Source organism: Ruegeria sp. ABV3_008 (genome assembly GCF_056161185.1).
On the sequence record NZ_JBSWYP010000003.1, the window covers coordinates 157,512 to 180,179 of the forward strand.

The 22,668-nt window shown below is 58.5% G+C and carries 21 protein-coding genes and 1 tRNA gene; 12 read left to right on the forward strand and 10 right to left on the reverse strand.

Features of this window, described 5'->3' with window-relative positions:
* Positions 1–113 precede the first annotated feature (113 nt).
* Both ACXAH8_RS07340 and ACXAH8_RS07345 read left to right on the forward strand, forming a co-directional pair.
* Positions 114–1,142 carry an AraC family transcriptional regulator gene (locus ACXAH8_RS07340; RefSeq protein ID WP_475217242.1) on the forward strand — a complete coding sequence of 343 codons (1,029 nt, stop codon included), beginning with the start codon at positions 114–116 and terminating at the stop codon, positions 1,140–1,142.
* A gap of 110 nt (positions 1,143–1,252) precedes the next feature.
* Entirely contained in the window at positions 1,253–2,659 is a 1,407-nt protein-coding gene (locus ACXAH8_RS07345; protein WP_475217244.1) for a bifunctional enoyl-CoA hydratase/phosphate acetyltransferase, read from the forward strand.
* Between the two features lie 5 nt (positions 2,660–2,664).
* On the opposite strand, the gene arsB is transcribed toward ACXAH8_RS07345, so the two are convergent.
* Genes arsB through ACXAH8_RS07365 form a run of 4 tightly spaced genes read right to left on the reverse strand, consistent with a single transcriptional unit; the run spans position 2,665 to position 6,773 of the window.
* Positions 2,665–3,687 (reverse strand): ACR3 family arsenite efflux transporter, encoded by a 1,023-nt coding sequence (arsB, locus tag ACXAH8_RS07350; protein ID WP_475217245.1) that lies wholly within the window; start codon positions 3,685–3,687, stop codon positions 2,665–2,667.
* The gene (gene arsJ, locus ACXAH8_RS07355) at positions 3,684–4,949 is read right to left on the reverse strand and encodes an organoarsenical effux MFS transporter ArsJ (protein ID WP_475217246.1); all 1,266 of its coding nucleotides are present in this window, start codon (positions 4,947–4,949) and stop codon (positions 3,684–3,686) included. The genes arsB and arsJ overlap by 4 nt, the downstream gene beginning before the upstream one ends.
* The gene (locus ACXAH8_RS07360; RefSeq protein WP_475217247.1) at positions 4,946–5,944 is read right to left on the reverse strand and encodes an ArsJ-associated glyceraldehyde-3-phosphate dehydrogenase; all 999 of its coding nucleotides are present in this window, start codon (positions 5,942–5,944) and stop codon (positions 4,946–4,948) included. The genes arsJ and ACXAH8_RS07360 overlap by 4 nt, the downstream gene beginning before the upstream one ends.
* A gap of 1 nt (position 5,945) precedes the next feature.
* Positions 5,946–6,773, reverse strand: a complete 828-nt coding sequence (locus ACXAH8_RS07365) for an arsenate reductase/protein-tyrosine-phosphatase family protein (protein ID WP_475217249.1) — start codon at positions 6,771–6,773, stop codon at positions 5,946–5,948.
* A gap of 165 nt (positions 6,774–6,938) precedes the next feature.
* Here ACXAH8_RS07365 and ACXAH8_RS07370 point away from each other — a divergent pair.
* Positions 6,939–7,014: transfer RNA gene (locus tag ACXAH8_RS07370), tRNA-Thr, on the forward strand.
* Between the two features lie 189 nt (positions 7,015–7,203).
* Here the strand turns inward: ACXAH8_RS07370 and ACXAH8_RS07375 are convergent.
* Positions 7,204–8,679 (reverse strand): NAD-dependent succinate-semialdehyde dehydrogenase, encoded by a 1,476-nt coding sequence (locus ACXAH8_RS07375; protein WP_475217250.1) that lies wholly within the window; start codon positions 8,677–8,679, stop codon positions 7,204–7,206.
* A gap of 261 nt (positions 8,680–8,940) precedes the next feature.
* On the opposite strand from ACXAH8_RS07375, the gene ACXAH8_RS07380 reads away from it, so the two are divergent.
* From ACXAH8_RS07380 to ACXAH8_RS07420, 9 genes are all read left to right on the forward strand, one after another.
* A complete protein-coding gene (locus ACXAH8_RS07380) occupies positions 8,941–10,020 on the forward strand; it encodes a coiled-coil domain-containing protein (protein ID WP_170470903.1) in 1,080 nt (359 codons plus the stop codon).
* 251 nt (positions 10,021–10,271) lie between these two features.
* Positions 10,272–11,390: a hypothetical protein gene (locus ACXAH8_RS07385; RefSeq protein ID WP_475217252.1), complete on the forward strand. Its 1,119-nt coding sequence runs from the start codon at positions 10,272–10,274 to the stop codon at positions 11,388–11,390.
* Positions 11,391–11,443: 53 nt separating this feature from the next.
* Positions 11,444–13,375, forward strand: a complete 1,932-nt coding sequence (locus tag ACXAH8_RS07390; protein ID WP_475217253.1) for an AAA family ATPase — start codon at positions 11,444–11,446, stop codon at positions 13,373–13,375.
* Entirely contained in the window at positions 13,375–13,665 is a 291-nt protein-coding gene (locus ACXAH8_RS07395; protein WP_475217254.1) for a hypothetical protein, read from the forward strand. Before ACXAH8_RS07390 ends, ACXAH8_RS07395 begins: the two co-directional genes overlap by 1 nt.
* Positions 13,662–13,808, forward strand: coding sequence for a hypothetical protein (locus tag ACXAH8_RS07400; protein ID WP_475217255.1), 147 nt, complete (start codon positions 13,662–13,664; stop codon positions 13,806–13,808). The genes ACXAH8_RS07395 and ACXAH8_RS07400 overlap by 4 nt, the downstream gene beginning before the upstream one ends.
* Positions 13,805–14,569, forward strand: a complete 765-nt coding sequence (locus ACXAH8_RS07405; protein ID WP_475217256.1) for a hypothetical protein — start codon at positions 13,805–13,807, stop codon at positions 14,567–14,569. Before ACXAH8_RS07400 ends, ACXAH8_RS07405 begins: the two co-directional genes overlap by 4 nt.
* On the forward strand, positions 14,566–15,903 hold the full coding sequence (locus ACXAH8_RS07410; RefSeq protein WP_475217258.1) for a DUF6638 family protein: 1,338 nt from the start codon (positions 14,566–14,568) through the stop codon (positions 15,901–15,903). The genes ACXAH8_RS07405 and ACXAH8_RS07410 overlap by 4 nt, the downstream gene beginning before the upstream one ends.
* A gap of 1 nt (position 15,904) precedes the next feature.
* Positions 15,905–16,171 carry a hypothetical protein gene (locus ACXAH8_RS07415; protein WP_170720793.1) on the forward strand — a complete coding sequence of 89 codons (267 nt, stop codon included), beginning with the start codon at positions 15,905–15,907 and terminating at the stop codon, positions 16,169–16,171.
* A gap of 10 nt (positions 16,172–16,181) precedes the next feature.
* The gene (locus tag ACXAH8_RS07420) at positions 16,182–16,826 is read left to right on the forward strand and encodes a DUF1523 family protein (RefSeq protein ID WP_170689426.1); all 645 of its coding nucleotides are present in this window, start codon (positions 16,182–16,184) and stop codon (positions 16,824–16,826) included.
* A gap of 24 nt (positions 16,827–16,850) precedes the next feature.
* Here the strand turns inward: ACXAH8_RS07420 and ACXAH8_RS07425 are convergent, their stop codons facing one another.
* The 5 genes from ACXAH8_RS07425 to ACXAH8_RS07445 form a co-directional block, all read right to left on the reverse strand.
* Positions 16,851–17,945, reverse strand: a complete 1,095-nt coding sequence (locus ACXAH8_RS07425; RefSeq protein WP_475217260.1) for a flagellar basal body P-ring protein FlgI — start codon at positions 17,943–17,945, stop codon at positions 16,851–16,853.
* Entirely contained in the window at positions 17,942–18,949 is a 1,008-nt protein-coding gene (locus tag ACXAH8_RS07430) for a flagellin (protein ID WP_475217261.1), read from the reverse strand. The genes ACXAH8_RS07425 and ACXAH8_RS07430 overlap by 4 nt, the downstream gene beginning before the upstream one ends.
* 2 nt (positions 18,950–18,951) lie before the next feature.
* Positions 18,952–20,403 carry a flagellar hook-associated protein FlgK gene (gene flgK / locus ACXAH8_RS07435; RefSeq protein WP_475217262.1) on the reverse strand — a complete coding sequence of 484 codons (1,452 nt, stop codon included), beginning with the start codon at positions 20,401–20,403 and terminating at the stop codon, positions 18,952–18,954.
* Between the two features lie 27 nt (positions 20,404–20,430).
* Positions 20,431–21,726, reverse strand: coding sequence for a flagellar hook protein FlgE (locus ACXAH8_RS07440; protein ID WP_475217263.1), 1,296 nt, complete (start codon positions 21,724–21,726; stop codon positions 20,431–20,433).
* A gap of 91 nt (positions 21,727–21,817) precedes the next feature.
* On the reverse strand, positions 21,818–22,657 hold the full coding sequence (locus ACXAH8_RS07445) for a flagellar motor protein MotB (protein ID WP_475217265.1): 840 nt from the start codon (positions 22,655–22,657) through the stop codon (positions 21,818–21,820).
* Positions 22,658–22,668 lie beyond the last annotated feature (11 nt).

Sequence of the window (22,668 nt, forward strand, 5' to 3'; positions counted from 1 at the left end):
CCAGATTCCCCCAATGGTAATTGTGTTTTCACGTCATTTATCTGCCGTTTAGCTTGCCGAAAAGCTCATATATTGCCAAGTTAATATCCGATATTGCCAAACTGGGGGCGATCATGGTCAGCAATGACCCCATCTCACTTACGACCGTTTCTGCCGGTTTCATCCAGGATTGGCTTGAGGCGCTGAGGATATGTTGCAACGCAGATCAGATGCAGTTCCTGCTGAGCCGTTCGGGCCTTCACGCCGGTGCGTTAGAGCCTGCGCAGCGTGTGACGCTTCAGGAAATCGCCCGCTTGTACCAACTGGCCGCGCCTGAGACTGGGGACGAAATGATGGGCCTTTGGAGCCGTCCCATTCGGCCACGCGCTCTGCAGCATCTTGTGACCGTCTTGCGCGAAGCAAGCAGCCTGACCTCGGCGCTGTATCGTTTCTCGACATTCTGGAATTTATTGCTGGATGATTTTCATCTGGACCTGCGCACCGGATCGGACGAGGCTGAACTTTCGCTAATACCGTATCGGCAAGACACGGCACCCCAACGCTTCGGCCATATGCTGATCCTGAAACTTGCGCATGGGCTGCTGTCATGGCTGAGCGGATTGGAAACGCCTGTAAAAGCCGTTCGCTTTGCCTTTGCGAGGCCAAGTTTTGCAGCGGACTATGCGGTTGTCTTCCCCTGCGCGGTCACATTCGATGCTCCGCAGACCAGCATTCTGTTCGATCCGCGCCGCTTTGATCCCCCGATCACGCGCAGCCCGGCTGAGGCGTCTCTCTTCTTGGAGCGCGCACCGATCGACTGGATTTTCACCAACTCACGCGCGCACACGAACAGCCTGCAGGTCCGTGCGTTCCTGTATCGGGCGTCCTGGAAAAGCAGTCAGCTTCCCGACGCGGCCCTTGCGCTGAAGATGACACCTCGGACCCTGAACCGGCGTCTCAAGGACGAGGGCACCTCGTTTCAGGACATCAAGGACGCCCTGCGCCGCGATATTGCGATCCGCGCCCTGCAGCAAAGCTGCGACAGTATCGAGCAGATTGCGTTCGACACGGGTTTCTCTGCACCGGCGAATTTTCACCGCGCGTTTAGGAAATGGACCAACCGCAGCCCGGGTTCCTATCGCGCACAGGATCGTGCGGTCTGAACGTCGCGGCGCTTGCATGTCTCTGTCATATTCAGCCTTTATGGGTCGTTGAACAGCAACTGTTCGGGGTGTCTGCCCAAGGTTTGGCTTTTGTATTGAAAGGGGAATGAATGTCATCGGATGAGGATACCGGCATCGGCTTTATCGAAAACCGGCCGTTTGATGAGATCAGCGTCGGAGATACGGCCGAACTGTCCCGTACCCTGACCGCGCAGGATATCGATGCCTTTGCGGCGGTCTCAGGCGATGTGAACCCGGCCCATGTGGATGAGGCCTTCGCGCAGGAGGATGTCTTTCACAGGGTGGTCGCGCATGGCATGTGGGGCGGTGCGCTGATATCCAATGTTTTGGGCACGCAATTGCCGGGGCCGGGGACGATTTACCTGGATCAGACCCTAAAATTCCTCAAACCCGTTGGCATCGGCGATACGGTCACTGTGCGCGTCACCGTGACCGAAAAGCAGCCCGAGAATAAACACGTCACTCTGGATTGTCTCTGTACGACTGGCGATGGCAAGCCTGTCATCACCGGACAGGCCGTTGTGATCGCGCCAGACAAAAAAGTCAAAAGGCCCCGAATGGCGATGCCCGATCTGGTTTTGCATCATCGAGGGGCCTCGTATGACCGATTGCTGAGCGCGGCTCAGAAAATGGACCCATTGCCAACGGCTGTGGTCCATCCCTGTGATGAAAGCGCGTTGGAGGGGGCGCTCTCGGCCCGCGATTTGGGTTTGTTAGAGCCTGTTTTGGTCGGCCCGCGCAGCCGAATTCTACATGCGGCGGATGCGGCCGGGTTGGATATCGGCGGGCTCGAGATCATTGATACACCGCACAGCCATGCCTCGGCCGAACGGGCGGTGCATCTGGCGCGGGATGGTCGTGTGAAGGCCCTGATGAAGGGCGCGTTGCACACGGATGAGGTCATGTCCGCCGTTGTCTCTAAGGCCAATGGTTTGCGCAGCGAACGCCGAATGAGCCATGTCTATGTCATGGATGTGCCGACCTACTCCAAACCGCTTCTGATCACCGATGCGGCCATCAACATAGCGCCCGATCTGCAGACCAAGGCGGATATGGTTCAGAATGCCATTGATCTGGCGCGCGCCATCGGGATCGACACACCAAAGGTGGCGATCCTGTCAGCGGTTGAGACCATTACACCCCGGCTGCAATCCACGGTCGAAGCTGGTGCCCTGTGTAAAATGGCGGATCGCGGGCAGATCACGGGCGGTATGCTCGATGGTCCTCTGGCCTTTGACAACGCCGTGTCGATGCGCGCGGTCACGACAAAGGGCATCAAATCCGATGTGGCGGGGCAGGCCGATATACTGGTCGCGCCGGACCTTGAGGCCGGCAACATGATTGCCAAGCAGCTCATGTATCTGGCCGGAGCCGAGGCCGCAGGGATTGTTTTGGGCGCGCAGGTTCCGATCATGCTGACCAGCCGCGCCGATGATCGCCGCACCCGCATCGCCTCGGCGGCGATTGCGGTGCTGTATGATCAATCGGTGCGCTGACTAAGTTACTGCGTCGCGGGTTCGGGAAACCGGGCCCGCGTGCGATTGGCGAAGGCAACCAGTGACAACATCACCGGCACCTCGACCAGCACACCCACCACCGTTGCAAGAGCCGCGCCAGAATTCAAGCCGAACAGGCTGATAGCGACCGCCACGGCAAGTTCGAAAAAGTTCGAGGTCCCGATCATAGCGCACGGGGCGGCGATGCGGTGTGGGACCTTCAGGGCAAACGCAGCTCCGTACGCCAGCGCGAAGATGCCATAGCTTTGGATCAGGATCGGCACGGCGATCAAAACAATGACCATCGGCTTGGCCAGGATCGTCTCTCCCTGAAGGCCGAAAAGGATCACCACCGTTGCGATCAGACCCATGATCGACCACGGTTTGACACGGGCGGAGAAGGCGTCGATGGCCTTCTGCGAGCCCAGCCGCTTGCGGGTGATCAAACCAGCAATCAGCGGCAAAACCACATAGAGGACAGTTGCCAGAACAAGCGTTTGCCATGGGACCGAGATATCGGTGACCCCCAGCAAGAAGGCCACAATGGGCGCAAAAGCCACCACCATGATCAGGTCATTTACTGAGACCTGCACCAAAGTATAGGTCGCATCGCCTTTGGTCAGTTGTGACCAGACAAACACCATCGCGGTGCAGGGTGCGGCCCCCAACAGGATCAGACCCGCGGTGTATTGTGCAGCATCTTCCGGCTGAATCCACGGGGCGAAGACATTGTCGAAGAACAATACTGCCAGTAGAGCCATGGTGAAGGGTTTGATCAGCCAGTTGACCGCCAGCGTCACGATCAGGCCTTTGGGTTGCCGGGCCACGCCCGCGACCGCTTTGAAATCGACGCCGACCATCATCGGATAGACCATGGCCCAGATCAGCAGGGCCACGACCAGGTTGACGCTGGCCACCTCGGCCCCGGCGATCAGGCCGACCAGACCAGGCGCGGCCAGTCCGATCAGCACGCCGCCGACCATGGCGAGGGCGACCCAGATGGTCAGATAGCGCTCGAAGATGCTCATGAATATGCCTCAGTTGTTTGGTCGGTCAGCTTGCCCGAAGTGAGCGCCGCAAGGGCCACCATGACAGCCGCTGTGCCCAGCACAAGGGGCAGGCCGCCGACCTGATAGGTAAAGCCGGACAGGACGGTGCCCAAAAGGCGTCCTGTCGCGTTGGCCATATAGTAGAAGCCGACATCCATCGTGACCCGTTCGGACTTGGTGAAGGCGAGGATCAGGTAGGAATGCAGGGATGAGTTAACGGCGAAGATTGCTCCAAACACCAGAAGGCCTACGACCAAAGTGATTGTCAGCCATGTTTCCGGCCCGGAAGACAGCAAAACTGCTAGCGTTAGAGCCGCAGGAACGCAGAACAGCATGGCGGCCCAGCTGCGTGCGGCGCGGATTAAATCGCCCTCGGACCGGTCTGAGGCCCGCACGATTTTGGGCGCGTTGGCCTGAATGACGCCGTAGAGGATGATCCAGAACGCCATGAAGGTGCCGATCATGAAAAAGGCGGCGCGGTTGCCCTCTTCCGTACCATCCGAGAGGACGGCGTAGAAATAGATTGGGATGCCGACCACGAACCAAACGTCGCGGGCACCAAACAGAAAGACCCGCGCGGCGGACAGCCAATTGACGTTGGCAGATTTCGAAAAGACCTCAGAGAACTTCGCGCCCTTGCGCCCCTTGGGTAGGCCGGGGGGCATGAAGCGGATGACGGCGAACAGGATCACGGCGAGAACGAGTGCCATCACGATGATCGCCGCCTGAAAGCCCAGCGTTGCTAGCATGGCTGCACCAAGAAGGAAGCCCAGCCCTTTGACCGCGTTCTTGGATCCGGTCAGCACCGCTACCCAGCGAAACAGCCCGCCGCCCTCGGTCGGGGCCAGCAATTTCACTGCGGATTTTGAGGACATTTTGGCCAGATCCTTGGCCACTCCGCTTGCGCCTTGCACGATCATGACGAAGGCCACAGATGCGCTAATCGCCCAATTAGGGTCTAGTTGCGTCAGCGCCAGCAGCGCCACAACCTGCAAGCCCAGCCCTGCATAGAGCGTCGAGGTCAAGCCAAACCGCGCCGCGATCCAGCCCGCTGCAAGGTTCGTCACCATTCCGGCGATTTCATACAGGACAAACAGGTAGGCCAACTGCACCGGCGAGAAGCCCAGCGTGTGAAAGTGCAACAGCACCAGCATCCGCAGGGCCCCGTCGGTCAGCATAAAGGCCCAATAGGCCGCTGTGACCGCGATATAGGCCGACAGCCCCTCGGGCCGGTCGGTCACAGCGAAGCCCCAACCATCAGCGCCACATCGACCAGACGGTGCGCATAGCCCATCTCGTTGTCATACCAGGCGTAGATTTTGACCTGCGTCCCGTTCACCACCATGGTCGACGGCGCATCGACGATCGAAGAGCGTTCGTCATTGGTGTAGTCGGTCGAGACCAGCGGGCGGGTCTCATAGCCCAGAATGCCGTTCAACTCACTTTCGGCGGCGGCTTTAAAGAAGGCATTGACCTCTTCGACGGTGGTCTCACGCTCAACCTCGAACACGCAGTCGGTCAGTGAGGCATTCAACAGCGGTACGCGCACCGCATGGCCGTTCAGACGCCCCTTGAGTTCAGGGTAGATCAGCGTGATTGCCGTGGCCGAGCCGGTTGTGGTCGGGATCAGCGAGTTCAACGCCGAGCGCGCACGCCGCAAATCCTTGGCGGGACGGTCGACGATAGTCTGCGTGTTGGTCACGTCATGGATCGTGGTCATCGAGCCATGGCGGATACCCAGATTCTCATGGATCACCTTAACTACAGGCGCCAGACAGTTTGTGGTGCAGGAGGCTGCGGTCACGATCTGATGGGTCGCCGGATCGTAGATGTCGTCATTCACACCCATCACGATATTGGCGGTCGGGCCATCCTTGACCGGGGCCGACACAACAACCTTCTTCGCGCCCGCCTCAAAGTAAGGGGCCAGCTTGGCTTCGGTCTTGAAGACCCCAGTGCAGTCGATCACCACATCGACGCCGTCCAGCGGCAGGGCGCTCAGGTCCTTGGTGCCGATGAAGGGAATGCGGGTGCCGTTGACGGTGACGCTATCCTCATCATGCTCGAAAGAGGCGTCCCAGCGGCCATGAACCGTGTCGAATTCCATTAGATGCGCGTGCATCTTGGCGTCACCGACCGCGTCATTGATCCAGGCGATCTTGGCACCTTTCTCCAGCAGCGGTTTCAGGGCCAGCTTTCCCATCCGGCCCAGGCCATTCACAGCATATGTGGTCATTTCAGTCTCCGACAGAGGTTCTGCCGATGTCATCGACAGCAGATTGTAGGGCGATCCGGTCAAGGCTTTCGACCGGCAAGGAGGTGAACGCCTCGATCCGGCGCTTCAACGCGCCATAGGCGTTTTGAAAGGCGAGGCTTTTCTCGGCATCGGTTCCGGTAGCTTTCACCGGGTCTTCCATGCCCCAATGGCCGCTGATCGGTTGGCCTTCCCAGGCCGGGCAGTCTTCGTTCGCAGCTTGATTGCAAACGGTAAAAACAAAATCCATCTCCGGCGCCCCGTCCGTTGCAAATTCCGACATATGCTTGGAGCGCAGGACCGAAGTATCGTGACCCTTGTCCTGCAACACCTGCACGGCAAAGGGATTCAACTCGGACGCGGGCTGCGTTCCGGCGGAATAGACGGTGAACCTGTCGCCACCCAATTGGCGCAGCAGTGTTTCGGCAAAGATCGAGCGGGCGGAATTGCCCACGCATAGAAACAGGACGTTGAACTTGCGGTCAGTCATGTCTTCATTTCCCTGTGTGAAAGGCATGCAGATATCGGGACGACCCCGGCAGCAATCGACGACCAGAAAATCAAACATTCCCTGCACTTTAGCCATATCAACGGAGTAAAGCAGGGACGTGCCAGAGCGTTCCTGGGTCACCAAGCCGGACCTTTGCAGCGCATTCAGATAATTCGACATGGTGCTGGGTTTGATATCCAGCTCCGAGGCCAGCTCACCCGCTGGCACGATGTCAGGAAACCGTCGCATTAACATGCGAAAGACAGTGATGCGTTGCGGATGCCCCAGAATGGCCAGCTGATCGGTGATCTCTTCTATCATATTTCATGAATTATGAAAATATATATTGGTGGTCAACCGGGAACCCTATTGTGTCACAGAATTTTCATGAAGCCTCGGCGCGCTGATCCGGGCTTGCAGGCGCAGACCTGACGAATTAAAGAAGCCTTCGCATCCTTCCGAATTCAGCTTCGGAGGACCAACGGTGCCGCTGTAGCTCAGCTGGTAGAGCACGTCATTCGTAATGATGGGGTCGGGGGTTCGAGTCCCTTCAGCGGCACCACTTGTTTCCAAGTATTCATCATGGCCGAAGGGCATAACATCTGACGCACGAGTTGAGACGCGCGACTGGCTGTCGGCCCGTCTACATCCGAGCATCTTTGATCCGTTTTAGGGAAAAAAGATACCAGGAGGGGAAACCCTGATGTATTGGTTGCCCCCCTCAACGCGACGAGAGGGGCAGTCTTCCAGTTCAGACCGACAAGCAGACGTATTTCATTTCCATATAGTCTTCCATACCGTGGTGGCTGCCTTCGCGGCCAAGGCCGGATTGCTTGACGCCGCCGAACGGGCCCAACTCGGTCGAGATGATGCCGGTGTTCACGCCGACGATGCCGTACTCCAGTGCCTCAGCCACCTTGTAAACGCGGCTCAGGTCCTTGGCATAGAAATACGAGGCCAGGCCGAAGATCGTGTCGTTGGCCATGGCGATAACGTCATCTTCGTCCTCGAACTTGAACAAGGGCGCAAGTGGGCCAAAGGTTTCGTCCTGAGCGACCATCATGTCCTGAGTCACGCCGGTCACGATCGTGGGTTGGAAGAAGGTGCCGCCCAGATCATGAGGCAGGCCGCCGGTCAGAACCGCGCCACCTTTGTCGGTGACGTCCTTGATATGCTCTTCGACCTTGGCCACTGCGTCGTCGTTGATCAAGGGGCCGGTGGTTGTGCCAGCGCTCAGTCCGTCGCCGACGTTGAGCGCCTCAACCGCAGCTTTCAGCTTGGCGGCAAAGGCATCGTAGACGCCGGCCTGCACGTAAATGCGATTGGCGCAGACACAGGTCTGACCGTTATTGCGGAACTTGCACAGCATCGCGCCTTCGACCGCTGCATCCAGATCGGCATCGTCGAACACGATAAAGGGCGCGTTGCCGCCCAGCTCCATCGAGCATTTCATGACCTGATCGGCCGCCTGACGCAGCAGGATGCGTCCCACCTCGGTCGAGCCAGTAAAGGTCAACTTGCGCACGCCCGGGTTCTCGCAGAACTCCTTGCCGGTCTCGCTGGCCTGAGTCGACGGCACGACGTTGAAAACACCCGCGGGCACGCCCGCCTGCTCTGCCAGCAGCGCCAGAACCAGGGCTGACAGAGGGGTCTCTGTCGCCGGGCGCGCGACAAAGGCGCAGCCCGCAGCCAGTGCCGGGCCAGCCTTGCGGGTGATCATCGCGTTGGGGAAGTTCCAAGGCGTGATCGAAGCCGCCACGCCGATCGGCTGTTTCATCACCATGATCCGCTTGTCGCGCTGATGGCCGGGGATGGTCTCGCCATAGACCCGCTTGGCTTCTTCCCCGAAGAACTCGATGAAAGAGGCCCCATAGCCGATTTCGCCAACAGCCTCGGCCAGCGGCTTGCCTTGCTCGGCGGTCAGGATCTTGCCGAGATCCTCGGCGTTTTCCATCATCAGGTCGAACCAGCGGCGCAGGATGGCGGCGCGTTCCTTACCGGTCAGCTTGGCCCATTCCTTTTGCGCGGCTTCGGCCTGTGCGATGGCGCCTGCGACCTGCGCGCGGCTGACATCGGCAACTTCGGCAATCACGTCCCCGCGTGCGGGGTTGGTCACTGCGAACGTGCCGTTGTCACCATCCACCCATTGGCCGCCAATATAGGCTTTGGTCACCAGAAGGTCGGGATTCTTGAGCAGGGATTTCAGATCGGTCGTTGCGTCCAGCATGGGTCAGCCTCCGGCAATATTTGCGTTGCGCGCACCCAAGCAGGTGTCATGCGCTTTGTCTATGTCCATTGTTGCGCGGCGATGAACCCAGTTGTGCCTCTTTTCCACTGCGAAGCGACTTTGGCCCCCCGCCGGTGCCATATGGCTTTCATTTCTCTTGGGAGTTTGCGACAGTTTTTGAAATTTCCGAGCGATAGGAGATGTAAATGAGCGTTACATTACCTATCTATATAGAAATATAAAGAAAAAGGGATAGCATAGATGTCGAACCAGCAATTTGAGGCATTGATCAAAGAGACTCAGTCCAAGGTGCGTGAGTCGCAATCGCAGATCGAAGGCCTGACTTCACGGATCGAGGCTGCACGCGCCAAGATCGGTACGGCTGAGGCGGATATCGACATCGAAAACGCCACGCTTGAGGATGTGCATGCCCATACCGAGGTGATGAACGCCAATATCGCTGAGTTGATCATGGGGCTGGACGATGTCACCAGTGCGTTTTCCAAGGATTTCGATGAGATGCGCTCGAAAACCGGGTGGGAGTCGTTTGTTGGAATCTTCTCGAAAGGTAAATCCGAGTCGATGCGGCAGGAGCGGATGCGCACGGCCAACATTGACGACAAGCTGCAGGACCTGATCGCCAAATCCGACGTGATCGTCAAACTGCTGGAGGGGCAACTGTCCGTACTGGAAGAACAGCGCGTGAAGGTCGAGGACAACCTGACCGTCACGCTGGATGACCGTGAGGCGACTGTTGCAGAACTTGAGGCGCTGCGGGCCGAAATTCAGGGCATGGACCCGACGATCATCACCTTGGAGAACAAGATCAGCGTCGAACAGGACGCCGCCGCGCGTACCCAGTTGGAAACCGAGTTGGCCGAGCTGAACAAGCAATACAACGCCAAAGTTCAGGAAGAGCAGGTGAAGTTGGCCAAGTCACAGACGCTGGAGCGGTACATTGAAAAGGGCAAGACCTGGGTCGATTCACTGCAAAATCAGGCGGCGACGCAGATGGTGCTGATCAACAAGCTGCAGACAGACACGCAACAGCGCGTGGTGCTGTATGACGCCCTGACCAAATCGCTGAAAACCGCGCAGCAACAGGACGTCGCCCACCGCATCAACGAGATCGGCGTTCAGACTGACCAAGAGGCGCAGACGGCCATGGCCGCCATCGGCACCGCGACCAACCAGAAAATGGCCGACATGCTTGAGGCGCATGAGGACCACATGGTCTTTGCCCGCGACGTGCTGGAGAAAAAGGCCAAGGCGGATGAACGCTTTGCCCGTCGTTTTGCCTCGATTGTCGAGAAGCATGACAAGAATTTGTATGGGGGGTGAGGACTCAATCCGTTCGCCGCTAAAGATGCTAAGTTCAGCAGTGGGCGTTGCGCTCTTTGGGGCGCTTCTCATCCTATTCGGGTACCTGACCCAATTGATTCCAGCATACCTTGGTCCCGATCTGAGGTTGATGATGTTCTTCGTACCATTGGTCTTCGCGCTTGGATCCTTTGGAGTTTCAGCCGTATTTGCAGTCTGGGGCGCGCTTTGGTTGGCATTCGAGGTATTCCTTCTATTGGTCGGTAATCTAAATGAATAACCCAACCCAAGACCATGTCGGCCTGACCGACACCTTCGCCTCGCGCCGCTATTTCCGCAAATTCGAGGTGATCACCGTCCACCTCCTGCGCGTGGCCGCGACGATGGAGGCTGAGGGCGCGATCAGCAAGCAAGAGGTGCGGATCGTGTCGCGCTACCTCTCGGGGTTGCTCTACACCTTCCGTGCGCTCAGCATGAAATACCTGCTGGTCGGGAGCGATACGGGGCGGTTCTTCGGCAGCCTCGCCATGGACAAGCGCGACAGCGGCTTTCCGGTGGCGGCCGAGTTGCTGACCATGGCCAATGACGCGCAGCAGGCTCAGGTGCATCTGGCGAATATGCCCTCGGAAGATGATCTGAAAACCGACATGGTGCGAACGATCATCGGCGACCAGGAAATCCCGACCAAGCTGCAATTCGCGCTGTCTCAAAGGCTCTATTACGAGGAATTGCTGAAAGGTCAGTTGTTCTGGGCGCGCAACGATCCCGAATGCCACTGGATCGGGAATGAGGGTGAACGGCGGAAGTTCATGATCCATTGGGCGGTCTATGACAGCCAGATCAATCTTCCGGTCATCTACCTGATGCAGTTGGAGGATAGCGGCAAGACGGCGCTGCCCAAGGATCAACGCCGCTGGCCCGAGGTGCAGGCGCATCTGATGGCGCAATCCTTAGGCGGGTTGAAACTGGTGACTATCGCCAAGGGCTTTGATCAGGATTTCGACGACCTGCATCCCAAACACCTGCGCCGCATTCATGTGGGTCCGATGTATTCCTCGGCCTTTACAGAGCAGTCCGGCCCCTTGCGGCAAGTGCTGGAGGACGCGCAAGCGCCTCAGGGGCAGGACTGGGCGCTGGCATGGACCACGGAAGAGTTGGAAAGCGAAGAGGTGATCGAGGAACGCGCCGGATGGTTCTCGACCGTCGAGCGTGAGGTTTTTGCCCTGGACCCGTTTGGCGGACAAGGGGCCGAGACCGGAGCGACGCGGACGCAGCGCTCGATCATTCTGCCTCAGCGGCCGTTTCAGGTTCTGGCCGAACGCAACCCGCCGGGCTTTGCCGATGTGCGCAAATTCGTGGTCAGCAAGACGGGGCAGGTGTTGCGCTATTAATTTCGCCTTCGGCGACCGTATTTTGAACGAGAGGAAGATGTAGGGTTGAGCACATGTCTTTGACGTCAGATCAGATGGAATTGCGGGAAGACGATATTCGCAAGCATTACCCGGCGGCGACGGCCTTGTTGAACGGGTTCGAACACGCGCCGCGGATTGCGAAACCGGTTGATGTGGCGGTAGAGCGGTCCTCGGGCGTGTCGACGGGGCGGAGGTTTCGATCGACTACGCCGGGATTGGTGACACGACGCGCTGCGCGGACGGATGGGGTGCATCTGGTTGAGCAGATCGAGGCGTCGGATGATGGTGATACGCTGGTCTCGCCCCCTCAGGCTACCGCGCAGCAGGCCATTCGACGCGCAATTGCCATCGCTCTGGCCGTGGCCGAGGCATATGCGGAGCAGACCCCTCTGGCCGATCTGAAACGCGCCAATCTGGCCGGGGACCTGCCGGCCGCGCGCAAGACGGAGTTCTCGGAGTTGCTGACGGCTGAGGCGCTGATCACATCACACACATTCGGCAATGCGCTGGCTTATCTGATGTCGTCCCATCTGAGCGAAACCACCCTTGACCTCGGTGAGATCGAAGAGGTTCTGACCGACAATGGCCAGCTTGCCCTGCACGGATCCTTGTGGGAGCTGGATCAGGTGCTGGCCAAACACGCCCCCGACGACGCGCATCTGATCGCCGCCATCAGCGCCTATGCCGAGCAGCTGATGGACAAGGTCGCCCTGCGCGCGCAATCCGCTGGCCATCTGTCCCCGTTCCAAAACGCGGCCTGGCATATCGAGGCCGACGATCTGACGATCCGGGGGTTTGAGCCGGCCTCCAAGGCCAAATCCACCACCCTGACCATGACCTTCAAGAAACCAAACGAAGTGGTCGGCAACCATATCGCCAAGTATCAGGCGATGAAGCTGGCCAAGATGCTGATGGCCTATGACTTCGACCGTCGCCTGAACCCGTTCGCGGAACTCGGCGGGTTCATCTTTACCTTCATGGGCGACGGCAAGCCGGGTACGGGCAAGACAACTCTGATCCAGATGATGGCCGGGCTGATCAACGATTATTGCCAGAACGCGGGCTATCCGTTCCGCTATCAGAACCTCAGCACCGACAATATCGACAGCTATCAGGGTAAATCCGGCCAGAACGCCAAGGCGTTTGTCAACACGATCATCGACCCCTCGGTCATCGGGTTCGGCACCATCGACGATATCGACCAACTGGCAGGCAAACGCGGCGACCGGCAGTCTTCAGCCGGGCAGCTGGAAATCACCGCCGTGCTGATGGAAAGCTTTGCCGGCGCCAACACCGTTGTCCGCGGCAACTGCACCTTTGGCATGTTCTCGAACTACCCCGAGAATGTGGACGACGCCCTGCGTCAGCGGGCCGGTGCGCGGTTCCTGGTGGACGGGCCGCGGACACGCGAGGATTACATCGACATCCTGCACCTGCTGATGGGCCGCAACCATGACATCCCGCTGGGTGAACACGATGCCTATGCCGCGCAGGAGATCAAAAAGGCCGTTGCCGCCAGTTTCGAAAGCCACGCCCGCCCGCATGAGGACGCCCTGCTGCAGGTCTTTGACCGGGTCTCCGGCGATATCGGCCAGATGGACACGATTGCGAAGCTGGGCACCTACCTCAAGGCGATCCAACAGGCGGATGAGCGCTTCACCGGCCGTGCGATCAAGAACATCACCGACGCGGTCAAGGTCCGCGCGATGGATTTCGAACTGCCCGACGAGTGGATGGAGAACCCCGACCTGTTCCTGTTCCGCGACTACGACACCAAGAAAGCGATGATCGAGGAGCTGCGCCAGCCGATCACGGTCGAGATGGTGATGCAGGAAATCAACCGCTACGCCGACAGCGAGTTCCGCTATGCCGACAAGAGCGACGAGGTCGCCATCGAAAACGCGGTTCGTGAGATGGGCCGTATGGAAGAGGCCAAGCGGCGGTACTTGGAGGGGAAGGGATAGTGCTCGTCTACGCGATTTCTGGCTTTGCGCTCGTATTGGGTCTGATCCTACCTCTGCGCTGGGGCGTGATCGGATTTCTGGGCGCTGTGGCGGTGCTGTTCCTGACCCAGTTCGGTGTCAACGCGGGCAGCGGCTTCGAGGGCACCTCATGGGAAGAGTCGCTGATCCTGTTTGAGGGCAGCGTAGTGTCTTACCTCGGGTTCAACTTGCAGATCACAGGGCGAGCGTTTGCATTGCCTTTGTTGGTGTTGGCGGTTGTGGTTGTTTGGCGTTTCAAGAGGGTGGGGTGAAACAAGTGACGCTACAGACGAAAACCCAACTGGATAGTGAATTCCGGTCCGCCAACAAGAGCGACAAGGTCGCTATTGAGAACGTCCGTGAAATGCGTCGGATAGAAGAGGCCAATCGGCTACATCTGGAGGGGAAGGGGTGAGCGATAGTCCAATCCGCTTTAATGAGTTCAAACTAACGAAGTCTAATCTTAGTTGGATGACCAAGGAAGAGATGGCCGTACTTGGTATGCTATCCTTCATTTGCAATGAACTAAACGTTTTCGCGCGATTTCTGAGGCTCACTGAGCAGCAGGTAGACGACATTGGCCCAGTTAAATTTGCAGCTGATCTGCAATACAATGTGGTTCTTAGAACTTTAACTTCTAAGGCTTTTGAGGCTCATGAGTTCCTCAGACAAGTGAGTAAGAAAGCTAAATCGACCGATTCTGAGATTTTTGCGCTAGTTCAGAAAAAATGGCGAAATATTAATGAGTTAAAAAGCTCCGATGGCCGAGCGAAGAATCTAAATATTAGAAACGATGTGAGTTTTCACTATGATTTCGATTTGGCCAAAAAGAATATCAAAAGTCTGCCTGAAAACGCGGATGCGTCAGTCTACCTAAATTCTCTGGACTGCAACTCGTACAGCGTTTTGGGAGAACGGTTGATGTTCGTGGAGCGACCGCGACGATTTTCTGAAGCGGACAAGAAATTCGAAGATCCAGACGAGCTTGCGAAAAGTTGGATAGAGTGGTCTTCACAAGTCGTTTTTCTGATCATGGAACTACAATCGGAATTGATTGGTTTCGTACTGAGCAAAGTAGGAATAGTGGCGAAAGAGACAAGTTACTTCGTAGAACCTGAGTTCATCGCAGCGGATAGTGACGCGGTGATTCCAGTATTTGTTCGGATCGACGCATGATCCGCCTCATCAAAAAAGGCCTGATGTTCGGCAACCTCGTCCACATCTCCAGCCCGGCTCTGGTCGAGCGTTATAACCGCGCGCTGGAGCATCTTGCGGGCAAGACCACTCAGCTTTCGGATTTCCATGTCGATATCTCGGGCTATTCGCCGGAGGTGGGGATTGAACTGGACGACCCGCTCTACCTCAACCCCAACGGGGTCAACCGGCAGTTCATCCTGCTGACAACCGAGCAGAAACGCGCGCCTTTGCTGAACGTCAAATTCTCGACCTCGCGCGATATTCTGCGCGAGTTTATCGAGATGAACGAGGCGCAGCTGTTTGCCCTGACCGCCACCGATGCGGTGGCCGGTGAACTGGTGAACTCGGTCTTCAAACTCACCACGCCCAATGATCTGCTGAACCTGCGCAAGATCGAGATTGAGGCCGATACCGCAGGCGGCACCCTGCGCAAGGCCGAGCAGCTGGCGGGCATGGTCGAAAAGTTCAAAACCGAGGAGGATGCCTGGTTCGATGATGTGCTGATCGCCCGGATGATCGAAACGGTGAAAGAAACCGGAGACGTCACCCGCAACCCGGTCCGCCTGCGCCACACTGCGTTTGAGCAGCGCAACTTCTGGACGGCGCATTTCGGCGGGCTGTACCTGTTCCCGGACATGGATCACCCTGCGGCGATCTGTATGGGCGAAAAGCCGGACGACCTGAAAATCAAGTACACGTTTGACCCGTCCCAGAGGAATCAGATTGCCAAATTCCTCGACTATAACGATCTGGTCCAACCCATCGTGAAGGCGCGCGGCGTGGATGCGGCGGCGATCCTTCAGCAAAAGATGGATTTTCTTACCGTTGCCGCCGCCGCAGATGCTGATGTTGATCTGATGGGGCTGGATCGCCGCGATATGAGGCGTTTGGCGCGAAACCATTCGGATCGCCTGCCCGAAGCATATCACGGCCTCGCCCAATTGTTGCGCTGGGCGACGGATGGCGGACCTTGGCCGCGGATCACCTCGGACCATCCGGCGTATTTCTACACGTTGCGCGCCGCGGATACGCCGTACCGCGATTTGGTGAATATGTTGCTGTCCGAACTGGCTCCGCTGGATCCTCGCCAGATGTTTATCTGCCACAAAGAGCTATTCTACAAAACCTATGCCACATGGCCCGAGGCCAAGAAGGCCTATGTTGCCGAGTTTCTGGCCCGCGAGTATCAAGTGGATAAATCCGGCGCCCGTGCGGCTCTGTTCGGTCATGAACCGGATATGAGTGGAGAAGATCGTGTCAGCGATACAATTATCGCGCGGGTCGGCCCCTGGGGCGCAGTCGGGAGGAGTTGATATGTTCGGAGCGATGCGCCTGTTTCTGGTCCTGCTGGTTCTGCAGACAATTGCCTATTTCGCGCTGTCGTTCTATTCGCGCGGCGTCCGCCGTCGCAAGCTTGAGACGTGGTGGGACGAAAAGGGCAAACAGGGAAACAAAGAGGCCTTTGTGGAACGCGGGCTGCACGTCTACGACAATTCGTTCCGGCGCAAACTGATCCTGGCGGTTTATATTGTCCCTTGGGTGGCAATCGGCGCATTGATCTACATCGTGAATTATATGTGAGGGTTACAGCATGGCCTATGTGAAATGGGCATTCATTATCATCTTCTGGGGCAGTGTCGCTGTGATCCTGCAATACTCGCTGCCGCAGCATGATGTTGTGCGCATCGTGAACACCTATGAAGAACGGCAAGATCTGAACGACTGGACCCGTATTTTCTGGTCCGAGCCCGAAGACCAATCTGCCAGCCTGTCGAACCGCGACGTGCAGTTTATCCAGGCCGTCCGTGCTAACGGGAAGCCCATCGTCTATCGGAACGAGGATACCGGCTGGGGCTGGCCGTTCTATTTCAAGTTCGACACCGCCAACCTGTACACCGAGGCCAATGACGCGATCTCGGACAAGAACAACCCCGACTGGGTTGTTGTAACCCATTATGGCTGGCGCAATGAGTTCATGTCTATCTTCCCTAACGCCGTCTTTATCAAACCGGTCGACGGGCCCGACGTGCGGATCATCCCGTGGTTCAACATTGTCTTCCTGACGGTCTTTGCTGCCATTGTCTGGGCGCTTTGGGTACGCTGGCGCCGGTTCCGTCAGGCTCGGATCGACCCAATGCTCGAGTCGATGGAAGATGGGATCTATGCCGCAGGCGACGCTATCGATGAACGGCGCGGTCGTTTCCGCCGTTGGCTGGATAGTTGGAAATCAAAATAGGGGCCCGACCCGTGAAGGGGGCCTCTATCGTACGATGAATTCGGCATGCAGGGCGCCCGCGGCTTTGATCGTTTTCAAAATGTCGATCATGTCGCGCGGCGAAACCCCCAGGGCGTTCAGCCCGGCCACGACCTCTGACAGGGTGGTGGCTTCGGGGATCTCGGCCAGGCCGGTGCCTTCTTCCTCTTCGATGCCTGCGAAGGTTCTGGGCACCACGACGGTCTCTCCGTCAGCAAACGGGTTGGGTTGAACCGCGATCGGAGCCTCCTCTACCGTCAGGGTCAGGTTGCCTTGCGACACCGCGACCCGAGAGATCCGAACCTCTTGCCCCATGACAATCGTACCCGAGCGCTGATCGACCACAACGCGGGCCTTGGTTTCAGGCTCAACCAGGATGTTTTCGATCCGACCGATAGCGTGCGCTGTTGACACGGACTGAGTGGCCGCGATGTTCAGCTCAACGGTTCCGGAGTCGCGCATTATGGCCACGGCGCGGTTGAATTCACGGTTGATGGCCGTTTCGATCCGACCCGCTGTTGTGAAATCGGGCTCACGCAGGGCCAACCGCATTTGGGTCAGGGTAGACAAGTCAAAGTCGATCTCGCGCTCGACCCGCGCGCCGGATGGGATCACGCCCGAGGTCGGCACGCCCCGGACGACAGTCGCGGCCTCACCCTCAGCCGATGCGCCACCTGCCAACACTGTGCCTTGGGCGACGGCATAGATCTGCCCGTCCGCTGCGTTCAGAGGGGTCATGATCAACGTGCCGCCCAAAAGGCTGCTCGAATCCCCGATGGCCGAGACAGTGACGTCGATTTGCCCTCCGACCCGCGAAAACGGGGGGAGGCTGGCCGTCACAAGGACGGCGGCCACGTTCTTGGGGCGAAAATCCTCGCCATTCACATTCACGCCCAGCCGTTCGAGGATGTTGGACATGATCTCTTCGGTGAAGGGGGAATTCCGCAACCCGTCGCCGGTTCCATTCAGGCCTACGACAAGGCCGTAGCCGACCAGGTCGTTGCCGCGCACCCCGTCGAAATCAACCAGATCTTTCAGACGGATTGCGCCGGCGAAAGCAAGGCAGGGCATCAGAGCCAAAAGAAAAACAAGAACCCTCATCTCAGGAAGTTCACCAGTGATAGGTTCGCATTGCGAACGGTGACGGAATAGAGGCTTTCCAATTGGAACTGCACGGCCTGAAGCTTGGTGGCCGTTTCATAAGGATCGGCCTCGATCAGGGCGTTGCGAGTGTATTCCAGACTGGTGCGCGCGGCGGCGTTGCGGGTTGTCGCCTTTTCGACACGCGCTTCGGCTGCACCGACCTCGGCCCTTAAAATGACCGTGTCATCCTGCGCATTTGCCAGAGCAACACCCAATTGCTTGAACAACCCGGTGCGCTGATCGTTTGGCACCGCCAAGGCATCGTCGGCAACCAGTGCGGCCACAGCAACATCCCTGAGCGCCGCCTTCAGCGCAGGGTGCGTCGCCGTGATATCGAGAGTAATGCGTTCATTCTCGGCAATCTGCATCGACGGGAGTGCGGCGTTTGACCCCTGGTAGATCACCGCGTCAAAACCTGCGGGGTCGTTGAACCAGGCCTCGGCTGCGTTGCGAATGTCGGTCACGGTCACAAGGCCTGTCAACTCAGCTTCAAGCGCGGTCAGCAAGGTCTCGGCCGAGGGCAGCGGCGAGACATCCGTCGCGGTGCCCGAAAACAGGCTGCGACCGCCAATCCGGGTGTTCAGCGCGGACATCATCGTGTCCAGCTCATTCCGGGCCTGGACCGAGGCCTGTTCATGCGTCACGGCGTGGTTTGCCGTGCCAAAGGCCAGCAACGTTGCCGTCATTTCGCCAGTCGAGTCACTGAACACGCCAAGGCTCTGCTGCATGGCGTCCGAGAACAGCTTGGCCTCGGACGTGGCGATGCCAAACGCATCCAAACGCGTTAGGCTGCGGTCCAAATCGAACAGATGCGAATAGTCCCCGCCCAGATGGCCTGAGACGTCCTGCACCTTGCCGGTCGACATTTCATACGACAGGGTTTCAATCTGTTGCTTGATCTGGGTGGACCGGGTCTGCAAGGTCAGACCTCGGGCCAGATCGCCTATGGATGTAAGCGTCATGTTTATAGCCTCAATAGAGCGTCCATCAGCTCATCCACGACCGAGATGAGACGCGCATTGGCCGCGTAGGCCTGTTCGATCTGCATCAACTGTTGCAGTTCCTGATCGGTATCAACGCCCTGCTCCGCCTCTAGCTGCTGCATCTGCTTCTGGGCACCGGTGGCGAATGTTTTGCGTTGTTCGGCGACATGGGCATCTGCGCCAACGCGCGACATCATAGCCTCGGCGATCTCTGAGGCGCGCATTTTGCCGGTGCCAAAGATCGCCCCGGCGACCGGGCGGGATTCAACCAGAACGGCGCTGAAGGCCTGCAGCTGGGTCGAATCTCCGGGGTCGTTCGGGGCAGCAGCGCCGAGACCTGCACGCAGCCTCCAGCTGTCGCCACCGGAATCCGGGTCGACGACCGTGTTGAGGCTGATGCGAGAGGCAATCCCGGTCAGCATCGTCAAATCCAGACGGTTTCCGCCGTCCGTGAACAAACCCGGATCGGTGGCCAATGCCGTTGGATCCAACCCGGGTGTTTCAAACCGCTCGACAAGATCACGCGCAACCGTGTCGAGTTGGGTTTGAACCTCGGGCGCAAGCTGGTCGCGGATTTCAAATTGGGCCGCCAGGGCCCCGCCGCGGATCTGAGCGGTATCACCGCTGGTCCGGACCGGGTTTCCGTTCATCTCCAGCCCCGACAGCAAGCCGTTGCCAACAGTCATATGGGGCTGAGTGTCGCCTGTGGTGGTGAAGGAAAACTCAGCCGCTTTGCCTTCAAGCAGGATCAGCCCGCCATCGGAGTAGAGAGAAACACGGTCATTGTCGCGCGGGACGACATTGACCGGAATCAGCTCATTGACCTGGTCGATCAGAACCTGCCGCTGATCCAGAAAGGCATTGATGTCACCGCCTGAGTTCCGGATCGCGGGAATTCTTGCGTTCAGATCCTCGATATCCCTGAGGGTCTGGTTCAGGCTGGCGATATGCGAGCCGATCGTCCGGTCTGCGTCCGAGCGCAGCTGCCGCAATCCTTCGGATGCCCGGTTCAGACTGGCGGCCAGGTCGCTGCCACTGCGGGCCACTTGATCCAAACGCTCGACCGAGTCAGGCAGGCTGGCGGCGGTGATCAGACTGCTTTCGAACTCGGCCAGACGATTGGAGAGAGATGCCGCGTCCTCGGACGTGCCCACGACCCTTTCAAGCTGAGTGTGAAAGTCGGCCACAGCGGATTGGTGCGACAGATCGGCGTCGGTGGCGCGGCGATTGGCCGTCAGAACCGGGTCCTGATGCCGAATGATGCCTGCGGTGCGCACGCCATTGCCTGAAATCAGGCTGGTGGTCAGCTCCAATGAGCGTTTCGCGTAGCCGGGCGTCAGGGCGTTGGCAATGTTTCCGGAAACGACCGACGCACCCCGGCTGGTGGCGGTCAGGCCGGTCATGGCGTTGTTCAAAGCTGTCGACAGGTTCATCCGACGGGTCCTTTCCGAGGGTCAAAGTCAGCGTTTGATATTGGTAGTTTCCTGCAGCATCTCATCGACGGTCTGGATCACCTTGGCGCTTGAGGAATAGGCGCGCTGTGTCTTGATCATCGAGGTCAGCTCGGTCGCGACATCCGTGGTGGATTCCTCTCGCGCAAAGGATACGAGGTCACCTGTTGGGCCCTCGCCCGCATTCCACAGGAAGAACGTGCCGCTCTCACGCGACGGTGCGTAGGTCTGGCTATCCAGCGCGGTCAGGCCGTTGGGGTTTGGGACATCTGCCAGAGGGATCTGGAACATGCGGCGGCTGACACCGGTGTCGTAGAAGGCGTAGACATATCCGTTTTCATCGACCTGAACGCTGGTCATCGTTCCCACCGCTGACCCGTCGCGCGTGATCGAGACGGGGGCGAAGGTGTCCGACAGTTGCGTGATCCCGTCCGCATCGCCGATCTGGCCGATATTGATCTCCATCGGGCCGCCTGCGACGTTCACAACCACGCTGCCGGTTGCCGGATCATACGCGCCACCTGTTACCGGAGTGACCGTGGCAAGCGAACCGCCTGCGGTCCGGCTGTCGGTGAAGGTCAGGGTGTATTCGCCGATCACCGCCCCGCCCGACGCTGAATCGCGCATGATCATGGTCCATTCGTTGCTGGAGCCTGTTGCCGGAACGGTTGGCACCAGCTCGATATCGACGCTTTCGGATTTGCCCAGGTTGTCGAAATACTCAACAGACAGTGGCTGCGAATCTCCTGGCGCGCCCGCATCTGTTGCGGTCGCGGGCAGGTTCATGCGCAGGTTCATCTGTGTTGTTGGGGCGCCTGACAGCTGGTTCACACTCAGCTGTATGGGCTCGAGCGCGGCTGGCGTATCCCGAGGCACAGCAGGGATCGAGCCATCTGGGTTCGCGCGCCATCCCAGAAGCACCAGACCCGATTCGGTGACCAGATAGCCCTGATCGTTGGTGCGAAATGACCCGGTGGTGGTCAGCAGCATCTCATTCGAGCCACCCGCAATCTGCGAGCTTGGCCGCACCGGCAGCATGCCACGCCCGCGCACCGCCAAATCGGTCGAGTTGTTTGTGGTGACCAGAGAGCCACGTTGATCAATCAGTCGCTGGCTTGTGGTGCGCACACCACCGGCGGAATAGCTGCCCCCCTGGCCGGATGTGACCATGGAGTGAAAATCCGTCTCCACCCGCTTGTAGCCGTAGGTCGAGGAGTTGGCGATGTTGTCTGAAATCGTAGCCAGCCTGTTGGCATTGGCCTTCAACGCCGCCACACCGGCATTCAGCGAAGAGGAAATGGTCATTGGCACGCCCTTCTGTTGCGTCAATCGTTGATGCAACAGGTAACGCGCTGGGCCTTAACAGCGCGCTAACAGGTAAAATGCCACCTATCCTTTAGCGATTTCGCAGAAAGATCACCTCGATCCGGTTGTTGCGAACGGCCATGGGATTGCTGTTCGATAACTCTCGGTCCGCGTGCCCGGTCACCCGGTCAAGCCGTTGTTCTGAAAAGCCTTTATCCTCAAGAAGCTGCCGGACAACCTGCGCCCGCGCGGTTGACAAATCCCAGGCCGGGTTGTCGGTCAGAACCACTGGAGACGCGCTGACATGCCCTTCGACGGCGACGTCATTGCGCACCAGATCCGATGATCGGGCCACCAACAAGGCAAGCGCGCGCATAATCGTGGTCGGCTTGTTTGTTCCCGATTCGAATAGAGGCTGATCCTCGGTGTCGAACAGTTCGACCACCAACCCTTCGTCGGTGACCCGCGTAACGATGTGCTTTAGCACCTTGTCCGACACCTTACTCTCGCCCGTGCGCCCCAAAAGCTGCGCCTCGAGTGTCGAGAAATCCTCGGTCGTTCCTTTGCCTGCGCCATCGGCATCCACCCCGGTGGAGCCGCGCGCCTTTTGAGCCTCGGTCGGGAAACGAGCGCTTGCGCCCGATCCATCCATCACCATCGTTTTCTCGGAAAACATGTTGTTGCCGCCAAAGGCTCCATCGCCCCCACCCGAGACCGGGTTCACCGGAATCGTTGGCGAGAAATAATCCGCCAGCCCTTTGCGTTGTTTTTCGGTCGTTGCGTTCAGCAGCCACATCAACATGAAGAAGGCCATCATGGCCGTGACGAAGTCCGCATATGCAACCTTCCACGCGCCACCGTGATGGCCATCGCCACCTGATACACGCTTCTTCTTGATGATGATTGGCGCCGCATTAGTCTGCGCACCCATCTCCACCACCT

Bases quoted from the DNA above. Each gene is read 5' to 3' on its own strand.
- ACXAH8_RS07380 (WP_170470903.1), top strand. From the start codon at position 8,941: ATGTCGAACCAGCAATTTGAGGCATTGATCAAAGAGACTCAGTCCAAG.
- ACXAH8_RS07365 (WP_475217249.1), bottom strand. From the start codon at position 6,773: ATGATAGAAGAGATCACCGATCAGCTGGCCATTCTGGGGCATCCGCAA.
- ACXAH8_RS07410 (WP_475217258.1), top strand. From the start codon at position 14,566: ATGATCCGCCTCATCAAAAAAGGCCTGATGTTCGGCAACCTCGTCCAC.
- ACXAH8_RS07415 (WP_170720793.1), top strand. From the start codon at position 15,905: ATGTTCGGAGCGATGCGCCTGTTTCTGGTCCTGCTGGTTCTGCAGACA.
- ACXAH8_RS07445 (WP_475217265.1), bottom strand. From the start codon at position 22,657: ATGGGTGCGCAGACTAATGCGGCGCCAATCATCATCAAGAAGAAGCGT.
- ACXAH8_RS07390 (WP_475217253.1), top strand. From the start codon at position 11,444: ATGTCTTTGACGTCAGATCAGATGGAATTGCGGGAAGACGATATTCGC.
- ACXAH8_RS07375 (WP_475217250.1), bottom strand. From the start codon at position 8,679: ATGCTGGACGCAACGACCGATCTGAAATCCCTGCTCAAGAATCCCGAC.
- ACXAH8_RS07425 (WP_475217260.1), bottom strand. From the start codon at position 17,945: ATGAGGGTTCTTGTTTTTCTTTTGGCTCTGATGCCCTGCCTTGCTTTC.
- ACXAH8_RS07340 (WP_475217242.1), top strand. From the start codon at position 114: ATGGTCAGCAATGACCCCATCTCACTTACGACCGTTTCTGCCGGTTTC.
- ACXAH8_RS07345 (WP_475217244.1), top strand. From the start codon at position 1,253: ATGTCATCGGATGAGGATACCGGCATCGGCTTTATCGAAAACCGGCCG.
- ACXAH8_RS07420 (WP_170689426.1), top strand. From the start codon at position 16,182: ATGGCCTATGTGAAATGGGCATTCATTATCATCTTCTGGGGCAGTGTC.
- ACXAH8_RS07430 (WP_475217261.1), bottom strand. From the start codon at position 18,949: ATGACGCTTACATCCATAGGCGATCTGGCCCGAGGTCTGACCTTGCAG.
- arsB (WP_475217245.1), bottom strand. From the start codon at position 3,687: ATGAGCATCTTCGAGCGCTATCTGACCATCTGGGTCGCCCTCGCCATG.
- ACXAH8_RS07385 (WP_475217252.1), top strand. From the start codon at position 10,272: ATGAATAACCCAACCCAAGACCATGTCGGCCTGACCGACACCTTCGCC.
- ACXAH8_RS07360 (WP_475217247.1), bottom strand. From the start codon at position 5,944: ATGACCACATATGCTGTGAATGGCCTGGGCCGGATGGGAAAGCTGGCC.
- ACXAH8_RS07440 (WP_475217263.1), bottom strand. From the start codon at position 21,726: ATGACCATTTCCTCTTCGCTGAATGCCGGTGTGGCGGCGTTGAAGGCC.
- flgK (WP_475217262.1), bottom strand. From the start codon at position 20,403: ATGAACCTGTCGACAGCTTTGAACAACGCCATGACCGGCCTGACCGCC.